Consider the following 15,942-nt stretch of genomic DNA (forward strand, 5'->3'; position numbering starts at 1 on the left):
CTTCTCGGCTTGCGCGAACCCGGTTGAAACATTCCAGGACCGCCATCGCGTCGAAGGGGTGAGACGGACGCGAGGGGGAGTAGATGCGGCAGGGTCGCAGGGACGGGTTCCGGGAGTTCGCGGCGGGCCGGTCGGGGCCTTTGTACCGGTCGGCGTGCCTGCTGGCGAGCGGTGACGTGCACCTCGCGGAGGACCTGGTGCAGGAGACCCTGGGGCGGATGTACCTGCTCTGGGGCCGGATCTCCCGTATCGACAATCCGGCCGCGTACGCGCAGACGGTGCTCGTACGGGCCTTCCTGACGCACCAGCGGCGCCGCTCGGCGGGGGAGCGGCCGGTCGGGGAGTTCCCCGAGTCGGGCGCCCCGCAGGCCGGCGGCCCCGACCCGGAGCTGCGGGTGACCCTGCTCCAGGCGCTGGGGCAGCTGGCGCCGAAGGACCGGGCGGTGCTGGTGCTGCGGTACTGGGAGGACCGCAGCGTCGAGGAGACCGCCGAGGCGATGAACGTCAGCCCGGCGGCGGTCCGTACCCGCAGCACGCGGGCGCTGGCGCGGCTGCGCGGGCTGCTGGGCGGCTCGCTGTCCGAGCTGGCCGCCCGCTGAGCGTGGGGGACCTCTCCGCGTCGTTCGCGTCGTCCGCGTCGTCCTCGTCGTCCTCTCCCGATTCGATGTCATTCCTCGTTCCCCCTCGCTACTGAGTGGAAGGTCTGGGTGCGCATGTCCTTTGAAGATGAGCTCGGTGAAGCCCTGCGGCAGGCGGGGGACGGTTTCACGCCCGACCGGCAGGCCCTCGTCGCCGGCGGTGAGCGGCGCGGGCGGAGGCTGCTGGTCCGCCGCCGGGCCGCCGTGATCGGCGGATCGGTGCTGGGGCTGGCACTGGTCGGTACCGCCGGCGTCTACGCGGGCGGCCTGCTGGGCGGCTCGGGCGGCTCGGGGGGTGTGGACGGCGCGCGGACGCCGAACGTCGCGGCTCCGCCGGCCCTGTCGAGCACCCCGCCCGCGAAGGGGGGGCCGGGGTCCGGCACCGGTGCCGTCTCCGACGCGCAGATGGTCGCCTGGCTCAGGCAGCTGCTGCCCGGCGGTCAGCTGTCCGAGGCCAAGGGGCATGGGACGGGCGGCGGATCCGGGGGGATCCCGGGGGCCTTCGGCGTGTACGACGACGGCAAGGGCCAGGCGGCCATCGGGGTCAGCCTGAACCGGGTGGACCCGAAGGGCGCGAGCACGGCCGAGCTGATCACTTGCCCCGACAAGAACAAGTTCGCCTACGACGGCTGCACGTCCGAGACGCTGGCGGACGGGTCGAAGGTCATGGTCTACCAGGGTTACGAATACCCCGACCGCCGCGAACCCACGAAGTCGTGGCGGGCCACGCTGGTGACCCCGCAGGGCTACATGGTGGACGCACAGGAGTGGAACGCCGCCGCGGAGAAGGGCGAGCCCGTCTCGCGGCCCAACCCCCCGCTGGACCCGGACCGGCTGAAGGCCCTCGTCCTCGCGCCGCAGTGGCGCCCGGCGCTGGAGGACCTGCCGCCGGCCCACCCGGAGTCGCCGCGCACGCCCCCGCGTCCGGGCGGCTCGGCCGCGCCGGTCCTGGACGGCCTGCTGGCCGGGTACGGCATTCCGGTGGTCGCCAAGGGGGGTGAGGGCGATAGCGCGTACGTCGTCCTCGACGACGGTGAGGGCAAGTCGATGGTCACCGTGGAGGTCCAGTCGGGCGGCATGGCCGGCCCCGTGGCCAGCCTGTTCACGGGTGCCACGGCGATGCCGGACGGCACGAAGGTGGTGCTCCGCCAGACGCCGGGGGAGAAGGGCGGCAAGAACGTCGTCTGGTGGAACGTGGACACGCTCCGGACGGACGGCACCCGCGTGATCGTCTCGGCCTTCAACTCCAAGAACCAGGAGACCGACGCGACCCGCAGGAACCCGGCGCTGACGATGGCGCAGCTGAAGGAGATGGCGACGAGCGAGGTGTGGGCGCGGTACGGCAAGTAGCCGGGCGGGCGGGGCGGGGGAGTGCGGGTCACGGGGGCCTGCACTCCCGCCGCCGGTTTCGGCGGGCGGGTGTCAGCCCGGATCGGCGTGCTTCCTCGCGGCGCGGGCGAGCCAGATCCAGCGGGCCAGTCCGCCGATGGCGAGGGAGATGAGGATCGCGCCCCAGTCGATCACGTGGGGCAGGCCGGGGAAGAAGGCGAAGAACGCGAACGAGGCGGCGGTGCCGATGAGGAAGGGCCCGACGCCGGCACGGCCGCGCTTCGCCTCCCCGGCGGGCCGCTCGGGGGTGGGCTGGGTGGTCATGTGCGGCTCACTTCGTGATGTGGTGGCACTGGCCCGCCCGGCGGACGCCGTTGACGTTGAGGTTGTGCTCTGAAGGCCGGAACTTCTCATCGTCGGTGCAGGGTGCTGCCGGGCCCGGCAGTCCACTGTGAAGAGTGATCAACGGGCCGGCCGGCTGACGGCATGGGGAAACCCCAGGTCGTACAGCTCGTGACCTGGGGTTTTCCGTGTCGGTGGGGCCGTCAGCGGGCGCCCGGGTCGTACTTCGACAGGGAGGCCTTCACCTCGCGGGCGTGCTGGCCCTCCCACCAGGGGATCGTTTCCACCAGGACCGGCTTGGTGCCCGACGCCAGGACCAGGGCGCGGCCCGGGGGCATGGAGCCGAGGTCGGAGACCTCGAGGACGCGCTCCCGGCGCACCGACTGGTTCACCGTGCGGTTGCCGGACCAGCCGCCGAACTCCGACTCCTGGGTCGCGGAGAACTCGCGGAGGTCGTACTCGCCCGCCAGCTCCGAGAGGTCGCCGAGGAACTTGGTGTCGGAGACACCGCCGCCGTAGACGCGGACGTTCGCGGCGGACCAGAGCTTCTCCATGCCCCGGTCGCCCCACACCTCGACGCCCTGGGCCCAGGACTGGAGGATCGTCATCAGGATGATGCCGCGCGAGCCGTAGTGCGAGTACAGGTCGGGCAGGGCGCGCCAGCGGCAGACGTTCGCCGCCTCGTCCAGGACGCCGACCATCGGCAGTGAGAGGCGGCCGCCGCGCTGGGAGGTGGCGTACTCCTCGGCCGCCTCGACGACGGCCACGGTCAGGGCCGTCACCAGCGGGCCGGCCGAGTCGCTGCCCTCACGGGAGAGCGAGTAGAGCGTCGAGCGGGTGCGGACGAACTCGTGCGGGTCGAACTCTGGGCGGTCGTCGGTCGGTCCGAGCGGGCTCACCCACTTGTTGACCTCGGGGTTGATCAGGCAGGACGCCATCTGCTGGGCGACGCCGTAGATGCCGCTGCGCTGCTTGTCGGGGGCGGTGATGACGCCGTTCAGGGCGTCGGCGGGCATGTGGTGCCCGGCACCGCGCAGGATGCGCTCCGGGGTGTCGTCCTTGGGGTTGGACAGCCAGGTGTAGATCTGGGTGACCGCCATCTTGGCGGTGGCCGCCGCGAGCAGCAGGTTGGCGAGGAGGTCCTGGCCCGCCGGGTCGAAGAACGCGTCGGTGGAGGCGTCGGCGTCGCGGGAGCCCGAGGCGAAGTGGTCCGCCAGCTTGCGGGCCTTGGCCACGTCGGTGACGTAGGAGAGCGGGTTCCACCACCAGGCCGGGGCCTCCTGGGCCACCTGCTGCGGGTCGAAGACCCATACCTGCCCGAGGGCCTGGCGGGGGCCGCGGGTGGCGTCGACGATGTCCCGCTTGTTGGAGGTGACGAGGACCGCCCCGGGACCGTCGAGGATCGCCGGGATGGCGCGCCGGGTCGTCTTGCCGGTACGCGGGCCCCAGATGTCGACGTGCATGTCCTCGAAGGAGCCGAACAGGGGCTGGCGGCCCTTCACCGAGCGGCCGATGAACACGCCGGGCACCTGGGCCTGCACCCCGAGACGCTCCGCGGTCGCGGCCGCGCCCTTCATGGTGAGCTTGCCGAGGTCCGTCCCGTCGACCATGTGCTTGGCCGCCCGGTCCACGTCCGGCTTGTTGCGCAGCCGCTGGCGTATCCGGTACCCGGCGGTGATCAGGCCGGCGAGGAGCAGCGCCTCGGCGGCGGCGATCGCGCTGGCGGCGCCGCCGGGCCAGGAGTAGTCGCCCTTGGCCAGGGCGATGGCGAAGGAGAAGGGGTTGCCCGGGGGCTCCGGCTGGTCGGTGAACGCCGCGCCGAGGCGGGCCGCGAGCCAGGCGGCGGACAGGAGGGCCAGGACGCTGACGACGAGGAGGACGATCTCGATCGTCCAGTCGTCCTCGGCGCGCGGCTTCTTCTGTGGTTCTTGGGCCATGGTCAGGGCGTTCCTTCCGCCGTGCCCGGGGTGGACTGCGGCATCTCGTTCTGTCGGTGGTCTCGGGCGCCGTGCGCGCCGCTGGTCTAGGGCCTGTCGTCACACTCCCGTCGTCGCCCGGAGGGCGGCGGGAGTGTGACGGCCAGGCCCTAGGGGAAGCTCCCGGCCGTGGGCACCCGGTAGACGCCCGTGATCTGGCCCTGCCATTCCCAGTTGCTGAACTCGACGTTCTTGCCGGGGCGCGGGGCGTGCAGGATCGTGTGCTTGGCCGGGTCCCAGACGATGCCGACGTGTTCCGAACCCGCCGCGCTGGGATGGAAGAAGATCACGTCGCCCGGTTTGGACTGGCTCAGGTCGACCTTGTACTTCGAGAGGTTGGGCTGCTGGTCGTAGGTGCTGTACCCGATGTTGATCTTGCCGCCGCTGGCTTGGTAGTACATCCACTGCGTGAAGCTGGAGCAGTCGAAGGACGTCGGGTTGTCGCCCTGGAGACGCGTGGCGCCCCACACGTAGGGCTTCCCGATGCCGCGCTGGGCCCAGCCGAGCGCCGCCCGGACGACCGTGTCGTCGACGTCGGGCAGAGGACCGGTCGCGCCGGCGCCGTCCGGTGGGACGCCCGTGCCCTTGCCGTTGGCGGCGCAGTTGCGGTAGTCGGCGTCCTTGCCGTTGCCGGTGCCGCCGGGCACGCCGCCGTAGTCGGGGCTGGCCGTGATCTTCCCGGCCAGCCACGCCTCCGGGTCGATCTCGCCGGGGCCGTTGTCCTGGCCACTGCGGAAGGGGTCGTCGACGCCGGGCATCAGCACCTCCCAGTGGAGGTGCGGGCCGAAGGCATTGCCCGTTTCACCGACCGCGCCGATCTGGTCGCCGCGCTTGACGGTGTCGCCCATCTTCACGGCGACGCTGCTCTGGTGGGCGTACAGGGTGATGACGCCGTTCGCGTGCTCGAGACGGGTCTCGTTGCCGTACGCGCCGCCGCTGCCAACCTTGACGACCTTCCCGTCGGCCGGGGCGTAGATCGGGGTCCCGCTGGACGCTCGCAGGTCGAGCCCGGTGTGGTAGCCGAGGCTCCAGTGCACGCCCTCCGCGTGGTACTTGGTGCCGAGCGTGTACGTGTCCTGCTTCAGGGGCCACTGCCAGTTCTTGCCGTCCGCCGCGGGCTTGTCGTCCGCCGCGGGCTTGTCGGCCGGGCGGCGGGTGTCGGCCACCGGCGTCGTGGTGCCCTGTCCGCCGCCGCCTCCGCCGCCGAGGGGCGGGGTGGACCAGCTGTGGGGGCCCTTGGACTGGATGCTCAGCGCCTCGCTCGGCTGGGCGTCGCTGCCGACCGGCTCGGGGATGTCCGCCGTCTGGCCCAGGACCGGGAAGGAAGGATTCTTCTCGACGGTGGTCTTCAGGTGTGCGTACCAGCGGTTGATGAGGTCCTTGTCACCGGTGAGGGTGCCGCGGTAGCGGGCAGCCTGGGTGAGGACCACGCGGGGGTAGACGGTGTTGGTCTCGACGGAGCCGGAGTAGTCGAGCAGCGCCTTCCAGGCGTTGGTCTCCGCCTTGAGGGCGTGCATGTAGTTGGCCGCGGAGAAGGCCAAGTCATCGATGCCGTAGCGGTCCTTCTGGCCGTCGCCGTTGCCGTCCTCGCCGAATTGGCCCCAGGCCCAGTCACCGAACTGCAGCAGGCCCTTGTAGCCGAGGCCGTTGTCGCCACCGGGGGCCGCGGACTTGTCCTGGCCGTACCTCGTCTCCTGGTACATCTGCCCGGCGATGATCGTCCAGTCGAGGCCGTCGTAGCGCGCGGCCGCGCGCATCGAGGCGAGGATCATCTTCGGGGGTATCTCGTCGCGGGCGGTGTCGCTGGGCATGTACATCTTGCCGGCGGGCATGATCGGGTTCGTGGCCGCCTTGTCGCTGGTGTTGCCGGCGCCCGCGTTCTCCCCGTAGTTGCCGCAGGCGGCCTGGGCGGCGCCGCCGCCCACTCCGCCCACCAGGGCGACGATCAGGATGACGATGACGAAGATGATGCCGAACGTCGGCATCGAGCCGACGGCACCGATGAGCAGCACCCATTTGAGGTTGTTCTTCTTCTTGCCGCCACCTCCACCGCCCTGTCCCGAGGCGAGCTGAGCCGCGCCCTTGGCGGCTTTCGCCACTTTGGCGGCCTTCGACGCGGCCGCCAGTACGGCAGGAGCCACCACGGGTGCCTCACCCTCCCTTCGGCTCGGGCGCGCCCACGTTGCCCAGGCCGTATATGTCGAAGCCGGTCACCTGCCAGCCGCCGCCACCCTTGTGGGCGCTCACCAGCCAGGTGTTGGTCTCGGTCTCGGTCTTGCCGCCCTCGCCGGAGCGGGTCGCGGTCACTTCCACCACGCTGGAGATGGACTGGCCGCTGCCGCGCGAGAGTTCATCGGCGATCAACGCGTCCCGGCGCACGAAGGCCTTTCCGGTGGACGAGCACTTGGTCTGCTGGCAGACGGCCCAGGCCTTTTCCGTCGGCAGCACGGTCCGCTTCTTCATCGTCTCGCCGCCGTCCGTGAGAGCCAGCAGACGCGGCGACCAGGAGGCGGTGTTGTCGGTGTACTTGAAGGTGGTCACGCCCGCCATGTAGTCGGCCATCGCCCGGTGCGCCTTGGCCAGGTCATCCGGCTGGACGATCAGAGGCACCCCGTCGGCTGCCCCTGCCTGCGGTGTCCCCGACCGCGGCGCGGCCGCGCCGGCGGCGGAACCCCCGCCGGGTCCCGGATTCCGTGTGGGCGTGGTGGTCTTGGGCTTGGCGTCGGCCGCAGGGTCGTCCTCGCCGTTGAAGAGGGTGAGGACGACCAGGCTGCCGACCAGTAGGGCACCGAGCAGTGCCAGGGCCAGTACGGCACTTCGCTTGTTCTCGGCAGGTGAATCCACCGTCCCGGGCCTCCCTCAGTCTGGTCGCCGAGCCACCGTAGGTGGCGGGACGGCCGGGGGAGCGCGGGTTTTCCCCGCGGGGAAAACAGAGGAAAACATGGAGGCCGGGCGAGGAAAAACACCTGGCGGGCGGGTGGTTGACGGATGTGGGGAAACGGTGAGGGACGCCGCGTGCGCCCTCACCGATCCCTCACAACGGCTGTGCCTCGGGGTCGTACTCCTCCAGCGGGAGCGGGTCGAAGGGGTACGCCGTGTGCCCACCCGTCTTGGGGGAGCAGGCCGCGAAGGGGCCGAGGTCGGTGTCCATCAGCACGCGCAGGTGCGGGTCGGCGTGGTGCAGCCACCACGTCGACAGGCCGAGCGTGGGCTCCAGGCGCAGCTGTTCCCAGGCCAGCCAGAGCGCGGAGAGCCGTGCGCCGGCCTCGGGGTGCTCCCACCAGCGGGGGCACCAGGTGGCGGAGGAGCCGTTCAGGCGGCGGCGGACGGTCGGGGCCAGGAAGTCGCTGACGAAGGCGAAGACGTCCGGGAAGAAGAGTTCGACCTCTTCGCCGGGGGCGGGTATCTCTGCGGGGCCGGTCACTGGTCGATCTCCGGGGCCTTGGGGGCGGCCTCGACCGCCGGGTTCATCACGCCGTGCGTACTCGCGACGGCGGGGGCGGGGCGGGGCGGCACGGTGAGGGTCCGGGGGACGGTCGACCCGGGGAGGAAGGAGGCACCGTGCACGGGGACCCTGGGTTCGGGCTGGGCGGGCGTCGCGGGTACGGACGCCGGCTGGTCCGACGCCGGTTCGGCGAGCTCGGGATCCTGGAACCTGGGGTGGCTCCCTGGCTGCAAGGTCTCGGGCTCGGTGAGCTCGGGGCCGGCGGCCTCTGCCGCAGGGCCGGTCAGACCGGCGTAATCCGGTGCGGTGTTCAGCTGCGCGACCGCTGCTGTCCGCGCCGGCCGCAGGTGTTCGGGGAGGTCGAAGGCGGCCAGCTTGGCGGCGAACTGCTGGGGGGTCGTGTGCTCCGGGTCGTAGTGCTCCCTGCGCAGCACGGCGCGCACGGCGGGATCCGCGAGCAGGTCGCGCATGTCCGCCGGCAGGTGGGACGGGTGGGGGAACTCGATCGGGAACTGGAGCCCGTCCTTGCCGACGAGCTCGTTGTCCATGACGACGGGGAGCTCGGTCCCGCCCAGGATGGACTTCTCTCCGATCTCGGCCGCGAAGACGGCGACGGTTCCCCGGGCTTCGCCGATGTAGCGGGCCGAGACACCGTCCCAGGCCTTGTCGGCGCTCGCCTTCACGTCGTCGAGCTTCATGCCGTAGGACCGCACGAGCGTGTTGCGCACCTGGTCGTCGCCGAGCCAGTAGCCGTCCAGCTGCTGTCCGGCCGGGGAGTCCTCCAGCACCTGGTACCCGCGCGTCCGGCCGCAGGCCTGGGCCAGGTAGCGGTGGGGTATCTCCCGGTCCGCGCCCTCGGGCTGGGACCTCCAGGACCAGAGCGCGCGTACGTCTCCCCGGTCCTCGTTGGTGACACCGGCGTCCTTGGCGACCGCCTCGACGTACTCCAGCAGACTCCCGGGGTTCGGGGTCGACTCCTCCAGCCCCTTGCGCGCGTGCCAGTCCGCGTAGATCTGGCTGATGACCTTCCGGGCCTCGGCCGCGCTTCCCGGCTGTCTTCCGAGGTGCTCCGCCTGGAGCCGCTTCGCCAGCTCGATCTCTTCGAGGGTGGGGCGCAACGCCTCGCTCACTGGTCACCCGACAGGGGCTCGACCGGGGCGAAGACGTCCACGGAGATGGCCGAACCGCCGGGCTCGGCAGCGGTCCAGGCCTGGAACGACAGCGATTGCTGCAGCACGACGAAGGGCTGTCCGGGTACCTGCCCATCGGGTGCCCAGTAGGCGAGCCGGTACGGGCTCCGCGTCTCCATCCGGTCTTCCCGACCCTCCCAGAAGTCGGGGCGGGGCGGTTCCGGGAAATCGGCGGCGTCCCAGCCCCCGGACCAGGTCGGGGCTCCCAGAACGTCCTCGGCCGCCTTCAGGTACGCGGGCCACACCTCGGCGGCCGCGGTGTGCACCGCGCCGTTCTCCTCGCCGGACTCCGCCAGCACCTGCCACGCGTAGTGGTTGAGGACTCCGATGGGGTTCCAGAAGGCACCCTTCGCCGCGAAGAAGCTCCATTCCCCTCCGCTGCGGGTACGGAGTTCCAGGGTCCGCTCGGTCGTCAGCGGCTCCCAGCCGTAGCGCGCGCACCAGGCGTCGAACTCCCGGGTCCCGCCCTGGGGCGGGCCCGACCACACCGACGGCCAGTCGTCGACGGCCTTGAGGCCCGCCAGTTCGGCGGCAAGGTCCTGAGGCGTCCGGCCGGTTGTCTCCGTCAGCATGCTGGTCTCCCTCGTCCGTGGTGGGTTTGACCGTATCCGGTCAGGAAAGCAAGATCCCCAATCCGAAGACGATGATCACGATCGCGCCCATGGCGAGGCGGACCTTCGGGTCCTCGCGCTCCCACAGTTCGTGGACCGCGGCCCAGCCGGTCAGGCGTGCCGCACGGCCGTTGTGGATGGTCCGGTCCTCTGCCGGTTCATCGGGTTGCGCGTGGTCGTCGGCCTCGTCGGTCTCGGCCTCGTACAGGTCGTCCCCCGTCACCCCCTGCTGCTCCTGCGCGACCACCACCAGGCCCTCCAAGAGGTCCGGCATGGTGTGCGGGGTCAGGGGGTACGCGACCGTGCCGTGCGGGGTGCGCAGGCAGAGCTTGGACTGCCAGGGGTTTCCCGGCTCGTAGCCCGCGATCCAGGCGTGCTCGGCCTCCACCAACGGGGGTTCGGGGACCTCGGGGGCGGTGCCCGCGTCCTGCCACGGGTGAAGCTTCTGCTCGCTCAACTCTCGTCCTTCGGGGGGTCGGGGACGGCTCCGCGCCCGCGACTGGGGCACAACCCGGCATTGTGGCGGAGCCGCGGGCAGGTCACCGTGTCGGCGGGCCCTCGGTTTTCCTCACAGGGATTCCTTATTTTTTCCTCACCTCCTCTCGCGAGGAAAAGCGGGAGGGGAATGTCAGCTCGATTTGCCACACTGCGGTCCGCACCTGGTCTCGCCAGGGCCCGCCGCACGCCCGACCGGCGGACGGGGAACACACGCGGGGAGAGAGCCGACTCGATGACGGACCACAGCAGTTCTGCGGACGGGGTCGGCGAGGGCCGGCCCGCCGGGCATCCCGCGCAGCAGGCGCCGGGTCCGTACGAGTCCCCGGCCGCGCCCCAGCTCTCCGCCGAGGCGGCCCGCAGTCAGGTGGCCGCAGCGTGGGTGCGCGTGGCTCCGCAGTCCAACGTCCCGCCGGGCCAGGCCGCCGTGCCGAGCCTTCCGCCGCGCGCCGACGGGCCCGCTCCCGAGTCGAAGAAGGACAAGCGGGAGCAGGCGAAGGCCGAGCGGAAGGCCGAGTACGAACGCAAGAAGGCGGCCCGCAAGGCCGAGTACGAGAGCAAGAAGGCCGCGCGTGACGCCCGCAAGGGCGGCGGGAAGGCGGCCTCCGTCCAGACGCCGGCCGCCGTAGCCGCCCCCGCTGCCGGCGCGGAACCGTCTGCCGCCGTGACCACCCCCGCTCCCGCGCAGAGCGGTGCCAAGGGACCGGACGCCCGGTTCGACGTGCCGCGCCCCGGAGGCCGGCTGCCCTCCAACGGCAAGAGCACGCACGTGGCCCTGCGCGCCACGCTCCTGATCACCACCTGCGTCTTCGCCCTGGGATCCTGCGGTGTCACGGGCCTGGTCATCGGCAGGTCGTCCGTCACCGTGAAGCCCGCCGCCCTCGACGGCCAGGACCTGACCCGCTACCGGCTCACCGACTTCCCCGTCCAGGCCGCGGCCGTCTTCGCCGAGGAGTACGCCTCCCTCTGCATGACGTACTCGCCGGAGACCGCCGACAAGCGCCGCGAGTCCCTGTCCCGCTACGTCTCGGCCGGTGTCGACCGCGACTGCGGCTGGAACGGGAAGGGCAAGCAGCAGGTCAAGCAGGCGAACTGGGACGGGACCGTCGAAGACCTCCCCGAGTACGGGAAGAACGGCCGGTACCTCAACATCCAGGTCACCTACACGGGCGGCCGCACCACCACCCTCTCCGTACCGGTGTACGTCAAGGACCTCGCCGGAGCCTCTGGGCTGCGGGTCGTCGGCAACGTCGGCGAGATGCCGCTGCCGATCCGCGACACCGCGCCGGCGCTGGAGAAGGGCGGAGAGGTCGTCGACCAGGAGCTCTCCAACCAGCTCAGGGACCAGGTCCTGGCGGGGTACTTCAAGGCGTGGGCCGCGTCCGACACCACCGCGCTGACCCGCTTCACCACCCCCGACGCCACACCTGCGGCGGTTTCCGGTCTGGCCGGCGCGCTGACCGCACCGGTGGTCCAGGAGGTCCAGGCACTGGCCCCCGAGGGCACCGAGTCGGGCAAGAAGGTCACGTACAGCCAGGGCCAGGCGGTCCCGGCCCGCGTGACGGTCGTCTGGGGCGGCGGAGGGCCCGATGACGCGAAGGCGGACGTGACGCTGAAGCGCTCGTACCGGGTGACCGTGGTGAACACGGCGCAGGGCTGGTTCATCAAGGACATCCGCGGCGGCGTCATGGACCCGACGGGCGGCCGGGCGGACACGCCGGGCCAGGCCACGGCCTCACCCAGCCCCTCCCCGGCCACCGGGCCGAGCGGCTCGCCCGCCCCGGCCGGTTCGCCTTCTCCCTCCGGCGCGGCCTCACCCGGGCCCTCGCCATCGCCCAAGCCGGAAGCCTCCAAGTCCCACTGACGCGTCATCGCGGAGGCGGCGTACCGGCCGCCCCGCCACGACGCGTCACCCATCCGTACGCCCCTCACAACGAAGGACAGACACATCATGATCCTGGCAGCGACGACCCTCGACGGCATGTTCAAGTCGGTCCAGACCATCCTGGCCGGCCTGGGCGGCACGGTCGCGGCCTGTGCCCTCCTGATCCTCGGCATCCGGATGCTGCTGTCGATGAAGCGCGGCGACGGCATGCGCGAGGCCTTCCAGGGCTTCGGCATGATCGCGCTGGCCGCGTTCATCATCGGTGGCGCCGCCGGTCTCGCCGGCATGCTCATCAGCCTCGGTGAGCAGATCGGCGGCAAGGGCTGAACCCGGGGACGGGCCGCGACGGACGGAACGCGGCCCGCGACGGTAGACGTGCCGCCCGCGACGCGCCGCACGCAATCACGCCAGAGAGGGGGACCGACTCATGACGCAGGAAACGCCGGACGCACCGGCGCCCATGGTCGCCTACGACCACACGGACCTGCTGAACCGGCCCAAGCGCATCTGGAACTGGGGCAACATCCCGCTTCCCGGTCTGCTCCTGCCCGCCCTAGGCGCCGCCTTCGGGTTCGGTGTGCTGTGGCTCGTGCTGCTGCTGACGCTGTCGGCCTTCCTGCCCTTCCTCGGCCTGTCGCTCATCACGTCGGTCCTGTACCTGGGGCCGCCGGTCGGCGTCTACTTCGTCTGGGGCCGGCCGCTGCCCTCCGCCCTCACCCTCAGCCAGCAGGTGGTGGTGTGGGCCGACTACTGGGTCCAGCCCAAGCGCCTCCAGGGACTGGGCGCGGACCGCGAGCCGGAGGAACTGCGCTGGCAGGTCATCCTCTGGCAGCCGAAGGCGGACCGCTGGCACATGCGGTACGACGCGGCGCTCGCGACGGCGGTGCGGCACGGCTCCTCGTACGCCGCCTCCGCCCCGTACCCGAGCGTGTCCTCGCCGAGCGCAATCGCCGAGACCGCAGACTCCGAGACCGCAGGATGACTCCTCCATGTTCGTGCTGATCTTTTTTGGCGGGGCGGTCGCCTTCTTCCTGATCGCGATGCTCCTCGCGTCCACTTCCTCCAAGAAGAACGCCGGCTCCAAGAACGGCGGCGCCAAGAACGGCGGCTCCGGCGGTTCGGGGAAGTCGGGCGGCTCCTCCTCTTCGTCCTCCCGCGGCCAGGCCATCCAGCCCAAGCGCCGTGAGGAGATGCGGCTGCCCTACCGGTACGCCGACGACATGATCTTCGTCCACGGCGACTCCGTCTGGACGGGCATCGCCCTGCCCACGGCCATCGACGAGTACCTCAACGCCGTCGAGCTCCAGGCCATGGCCGAGGCCCCGGCCCGCGCGCTGCTCAACCTCGCGCGCGGTGACCGCAACGTCGAATGCCACTACCGCAAGGTGTACCGGCCGATCACCGCCCAGGAATGGGCCGAGGAGCTCAACGCCGTGGCCTGGGATCCGACGGAGAACTACAAGGCGTACAACTTCCGCAAGGCCGAGTACCAGGAGCGCATCGGCGCGCAGCGCGAGCGCAACGTCCTGCTGGTGAAGCTGGGCTCGATGAAGCGGAAGTCCGGCGACAGCGGCGTGCTCCCCGGCGGCGACGACCCGGTCGAGGAGTCGGGCGTCACGCGCTCGGTGCGGGACGCCGCCGACGCGGCCGCGGCCGGTGCCACGGGCGTGCACGACGAGCACCTGTCCCCGGAGCTGCTGGCCCAGTGGACGCAGGTCGCGCGCGAGGTGCACGAGAGCCTCGAAGGTCTCGGCGGCACCCCGCTGAGCCGCGAGGAACTGGTGTGGCTGATCCGCAAGCCGCTCCACGGCGACCTGCCGGTCCCCGCCGAGCCGGTGCTCGGCAGCCGGGCCTGGGGCCCCGACCAGTTCGACCTGGTCGTCGACTTCTCCGGTGAGAACCGCAAGACGCACATCGTGCTGCACCAGTACGACGAACTGACCGGTGAGCGGCACACCAGCTACACGACCACCCTCGTCGCGGCGAGCTGGCCCACCGAGACCCGCTTCCGGCAGTCCACCGCCTGGGCCCGCTACGCGGCCCAGCACGTGGACTTCCCGGTCGAGATCGACATGCGGTTCACCCTCATCCCGTACCTGAAGTTCCAGGACCGGGCGAAGAAGATCAGCGGCAACCTCGTCGACGAGATGAACGACATGGCCAACTCCGGCCGTGCCCCCGGCACCCAGCTCGCCGCGCAGGTCAGCCGTGCCCAGAACCTCGTCGACGACGTGGAAGAGCACAAGATGCCGGGCATGGAGGCGCAGATACGCTTCACCATCTCGGCCCCCGACCTCGCCGAGCTGGAGCGGCGCCGTCGCGTCCTGGAGATGCAGTTCAAGCAGGACCTGAAGGTCACCCTGCTGCGCCCGAGCCGCCAGCAGTGGCGTCTGCTCCAGTCGCAGCTGCCGGGTGACGCGCCCAAGCTGCCCATCGCGCCGTACCTGCGCCTCCAGGAGGTCGAGCAGCTCGGCGCCGGGCTGCCCACGGCCGGTACCGAGCTGGGCGACAATCCGGAGCGCCGGTCGGGCAAGCAGCTCGGCTGGGTCGGCAACCTGGTCGGCTGGGCCGGCAAGACCCCGGTCCACTACTCGCTGCACGTCGGCCCCGCCCGCAACGACGGCGGTGGCGTGGCCATCGTCGGCGCGTCCGGCGGTGGCAAGTCCTCGCTGGCCCTGCAGAAGTTCTACGAGGAGTCGGAGTCGGGCGTGCGCTGCCTGGTCATCGACCCCAAGACCGACTTCGCCCAGCTCTGCTACTACCTGGCCTTCGGGTCCCAGGTGAACGACCCCGAGTTCCCCCTCGACGCCGAGGCGGGCCTGCTCGGGACCCCGCAGAGCCGGTTCCAGCCGGTCAACCCGGAGTTCTGGGCCGAGACCGAGGTCGTCGACCTCCTCAAGGGCCAGGCCGGCGTGCTCGACCCGTGGGTGGTCGCCCGCGACGTGCCCTCCGGACGACTGCTCGCCGAAACGATGCTGCGTGGCTTCCTCGGCGACGAGGACTACCAGCGGGTGCGCCTGCCCGTCATCGAGGCGATGGCCACGGTGGTCGGCTGGTACAACTCGGCGATCCGCCAGGCCACCGAGCAGGGCCTGAGCGCGCGCGACGCCGAGCGGCAGGTGCCGCGGCCGACGCTGTGGCAGGTCGTCGACGAGGTGGCACGGGCCTACGACGAGGCCCTCGCCAGCGGCGACCGCGAAGCGGTGAAGGACCTCAAGCTCGCCCAGATGCTGCTCACCGAGCTGCGCACCCTGCCGTACGCGCGACTCGCCTTCGCGGAGAAGCCGCAGACGCTGTCCGCGATGCGCAAGCGCCGCACGGTGATCACCCTGCGCGGTTTCCAGACCCCGGCCTCCTCCGACCCGCGCAGCTGGAACCCGGCCGAGCGGCTGGCCGCGACCGCGCTGATGGCGGTCGTGGAGCTGGGCAGCCAGATGCTCGACGTCGGCTACGAGAAGAACCCGGTGACGGGCGAGGTCGGCCTGCGGCCCAAGGCGCTGTTCGTCGACGAGGCGTACGTGGTCACCGCGACCGAGAGCGGTCGCGACCTGATGCGGCGCGCGCTCAAGCAGGGCCGCTCGTACCTGGCCGTCATCGTCCTGATCACGCAGCAGGCCATCGACCTCGTCCAGATCGAGGACTCCGAGGCCCGCAGCGGTGGTGCCAACCAGATCCACACGGTTTTCGCCTTCAAGCAGAAGTCCGCCCAGGAGGCCTCGCTGGTGGCCCCGCTGCTCGGCCGTCCGGAGAGCGACACGAAGGTGTCCAACTCCCTTCAGGAGCTGCGGACGGGTGTCTGCCTCCAGCGGGACGTCGACAAGCGGGTCGGCACGGTCGCGGTGGACCTGGTGTTCCAGGAGATCCTCGCCGCCACGGACACCAACGGCACCACCCGCCCCGGCCGCCAGTCCGTCGACCCGCCGCTCAGCGTGTGGGACTGGACCTTCATGCAGGAGGCCGCCCGGGACGACCGGCCGGCCGAGCCGGTGGCGTCCTAGCGGCGCCCGCCCGCCAGGCGCAGATCCTCAACC

Annotated in this window: 14 protein-coding genes; 6 read left to right on the plus strand and 8 right to left on the minus strand. The window is 71.4% G+C overall.

Annotated features, from left to right (window positions below):
- The first annotated feature begins 83 nt into the window (after positions 1 to 83).
- Entirely contained in the window at positions 84 to 599 is a 516-nt protein-coding gene (locus tag ABT403_RS17375) for a SigE family RNA polymerase sigma factor (RefSeq protein ID WP_344169551.1), read from the plus strand.
- 114 nt (positions 600 to 713) lie between these two features.
- Complete coding sequence (locus ABT403_RS17380) at positions 714 to 1,988, plus strand: hypothetical protein (protein ID WP_344169554.1); 1,275 nt, start codon at positions 714 to 716, stop codon at positions 1,986 to 1,988.
- A gap of 72 nt (positions 1,989 to 2,060) precedes the next feature.
- Here ABT403_RS17380 and ABT403_RS17385 read toward each other — a convergent pair whose 3' ends face one another.
- From ABT403_RS17385 to ABT403_RS17420, 8 genes are all read right to left on the minus strand, one after another.
- The gene (locus tag ABT403_RS17385; RefSeq protein WP_344169557.1) at positions 2,061 to 2,291 is read right to left on the minus strand and encodes a hypothetical protein; all 231 of its coding nucleotides are present in this window, start codon (positions 2,289 to 2,291) and stop codon (positions 2,061 to 2,063) included.
- Between the two features lie 221 nt (positions 2,292 to 2,512).
- Positions 2,513 to 4,246, minus strand: a complete 1,734-nt coding sequence (locus tag ABT403_RS17390) for a type IV secretory system conjugative DNA transfer family protein (protein ID WP_344169560.1) — start codon at positions 4,244 to 4,246, stop codon at positions 2,513 to 2,515.
- Positions 4,247 to 4,395: 149 nt separating this feature from the next.
- Positions 4,396 to 6,429, minus strand: coding sequence for a peptidoglycan DD-metalloendopeptidase family protein (locus ABT403_RS17395; RefSeq protein ID WP_344169564.1), 2,034 nt, complete (start codon positions 6,427 to 6,429; stop codon positions 4,396 to 4,398).
- A 7-nt stretch (positions 6,430 to 6,436) separates the two neighbouring features.
- Positions 6,437 to 7,129, minus strand: coding sequence for a hypothetical protein (locus tag ABT403_RS17400; protein ID WP_344169567.1), 693 nt, complete (start codon positions 7,127 to 7,129; stop codon positions 6,437 to 6,439).
- Between the two features lie 190 nt (positions 7,130 to 7,319).
- Entirely contained in the window at positions 7,320 to 7,709 is a 390-nt protein-coding gene (locus ABT403_RS17405; RefSeq protein ID WP_344169570.1) for a DUF4913 domain-containing protein, read from the minus strand.
- Positions 7,706 to 8,860, minus strand: coding sequence for a hypothetical protein (locus ABT403_RS17410; RefSeq protein WP_344169573.1), 1,155 nt, complete (start codon positions 8,858 to 8,860; stop codon positions 7,706 to 7,708). Before ABT403_RS17410 ends, ABT403_RS17405 begins: the two co-directional genes overlap by 4 nt.
- On the minus strand, positions 8,857 to 9,492 hold the full coding sequence (locus ABT403_RS17415) for a hypothetical protein (protein ID WP_344169576.1): 636 nt from the start codon (positions 9,490 to 9,492) through the stop codon (positions 8,857 to 8,859). Before ABT403_RS17415 ends, ABT403_RS17410 begins: the two co-directional genes overlap by 4 nt.
- Before the next feature lie 40 nt (positions 9,493 to 9,532).
- Positions 9,533 to 9,988, minus strand: a complete 456-nt coding sequence (locus ABT403_RS17420) for a hypothetical protein (RefSeq protein ID WP_344169579.1) — start codon at positions 9,986 to 9,988, stop codon at positions 9,533 to 9,535.
- A 273-nt stretch (positions 9,989 to 10,261) separates the two neighbouring features.
- Here ABT403_RS17420 and ABT403_RS17425 point away from each other — a divergent pair, with 273 nt between their 5' ends.
- The 4 genes from ABT403_RS17425 (at position 10,262) to ABT403_RS17440 (ending at position 15,909) form a co-directional block, all read left to right on the plus strand.
- Positions 10,262 to 11,890, plus strand: a complete 1,629-nt coding sequence (locus ABT403_RS17425; protein WP_344169582.1) for a conjugal transfer protein — start codon at positions 10,262 to 10,264, stop codon at positions 11,888 to 11,890.
- A gap of 87 nt (positions 11,891 to 11,977) precedes the next feature.
- The gene (locus ABT403_RS17430; RefSeq protein ID WP_344169585.1) at positions 11,978 to 12,238 is read left to right on the plus strand and encodes a hypothetical protein; all 261 of its coding nucleotides are present in this window, start codon (positions 11,978 to 11,980) and stop codon (positions 12,236 to 12,238) included.
- A gap of 100 nt (positions 12,239 to 12,338) precedes the next feature.
- Entirely contained in the window at positions 12,339 to 12,893 is a 555-nt protein-coding gene (locus ABT403_RS17435) for a hypothetical protein (protein WP_344169588.1), read from the plus strand.
- Positions 12,894 to 12,900: 7 nt separating this feature from the next.
- On the plus strand, positions 12,901 to 15,909 hold the full coding sequence (locus ABT403_RS17440) for an ATP-binding protein (protein ID WP_344169591.1): 3,009 nt from the start codon (positions 12,901 to 12,903) through the stop codon (positions 15,907 to 15,909).
- Positions 15,910 to 15,942 lie beyond the last annotated feature (33 nt).

It is taken from the genome of Streptomyces sp. NPDC000075, assembly GCF_040301925.1.
Classification (GTDB): Bacteria; Actinomycetota; Actinomycetes; order Streptomycetales; family Streptomycetaceae; genus Streptomyces; species Streptomyces polychromogenes.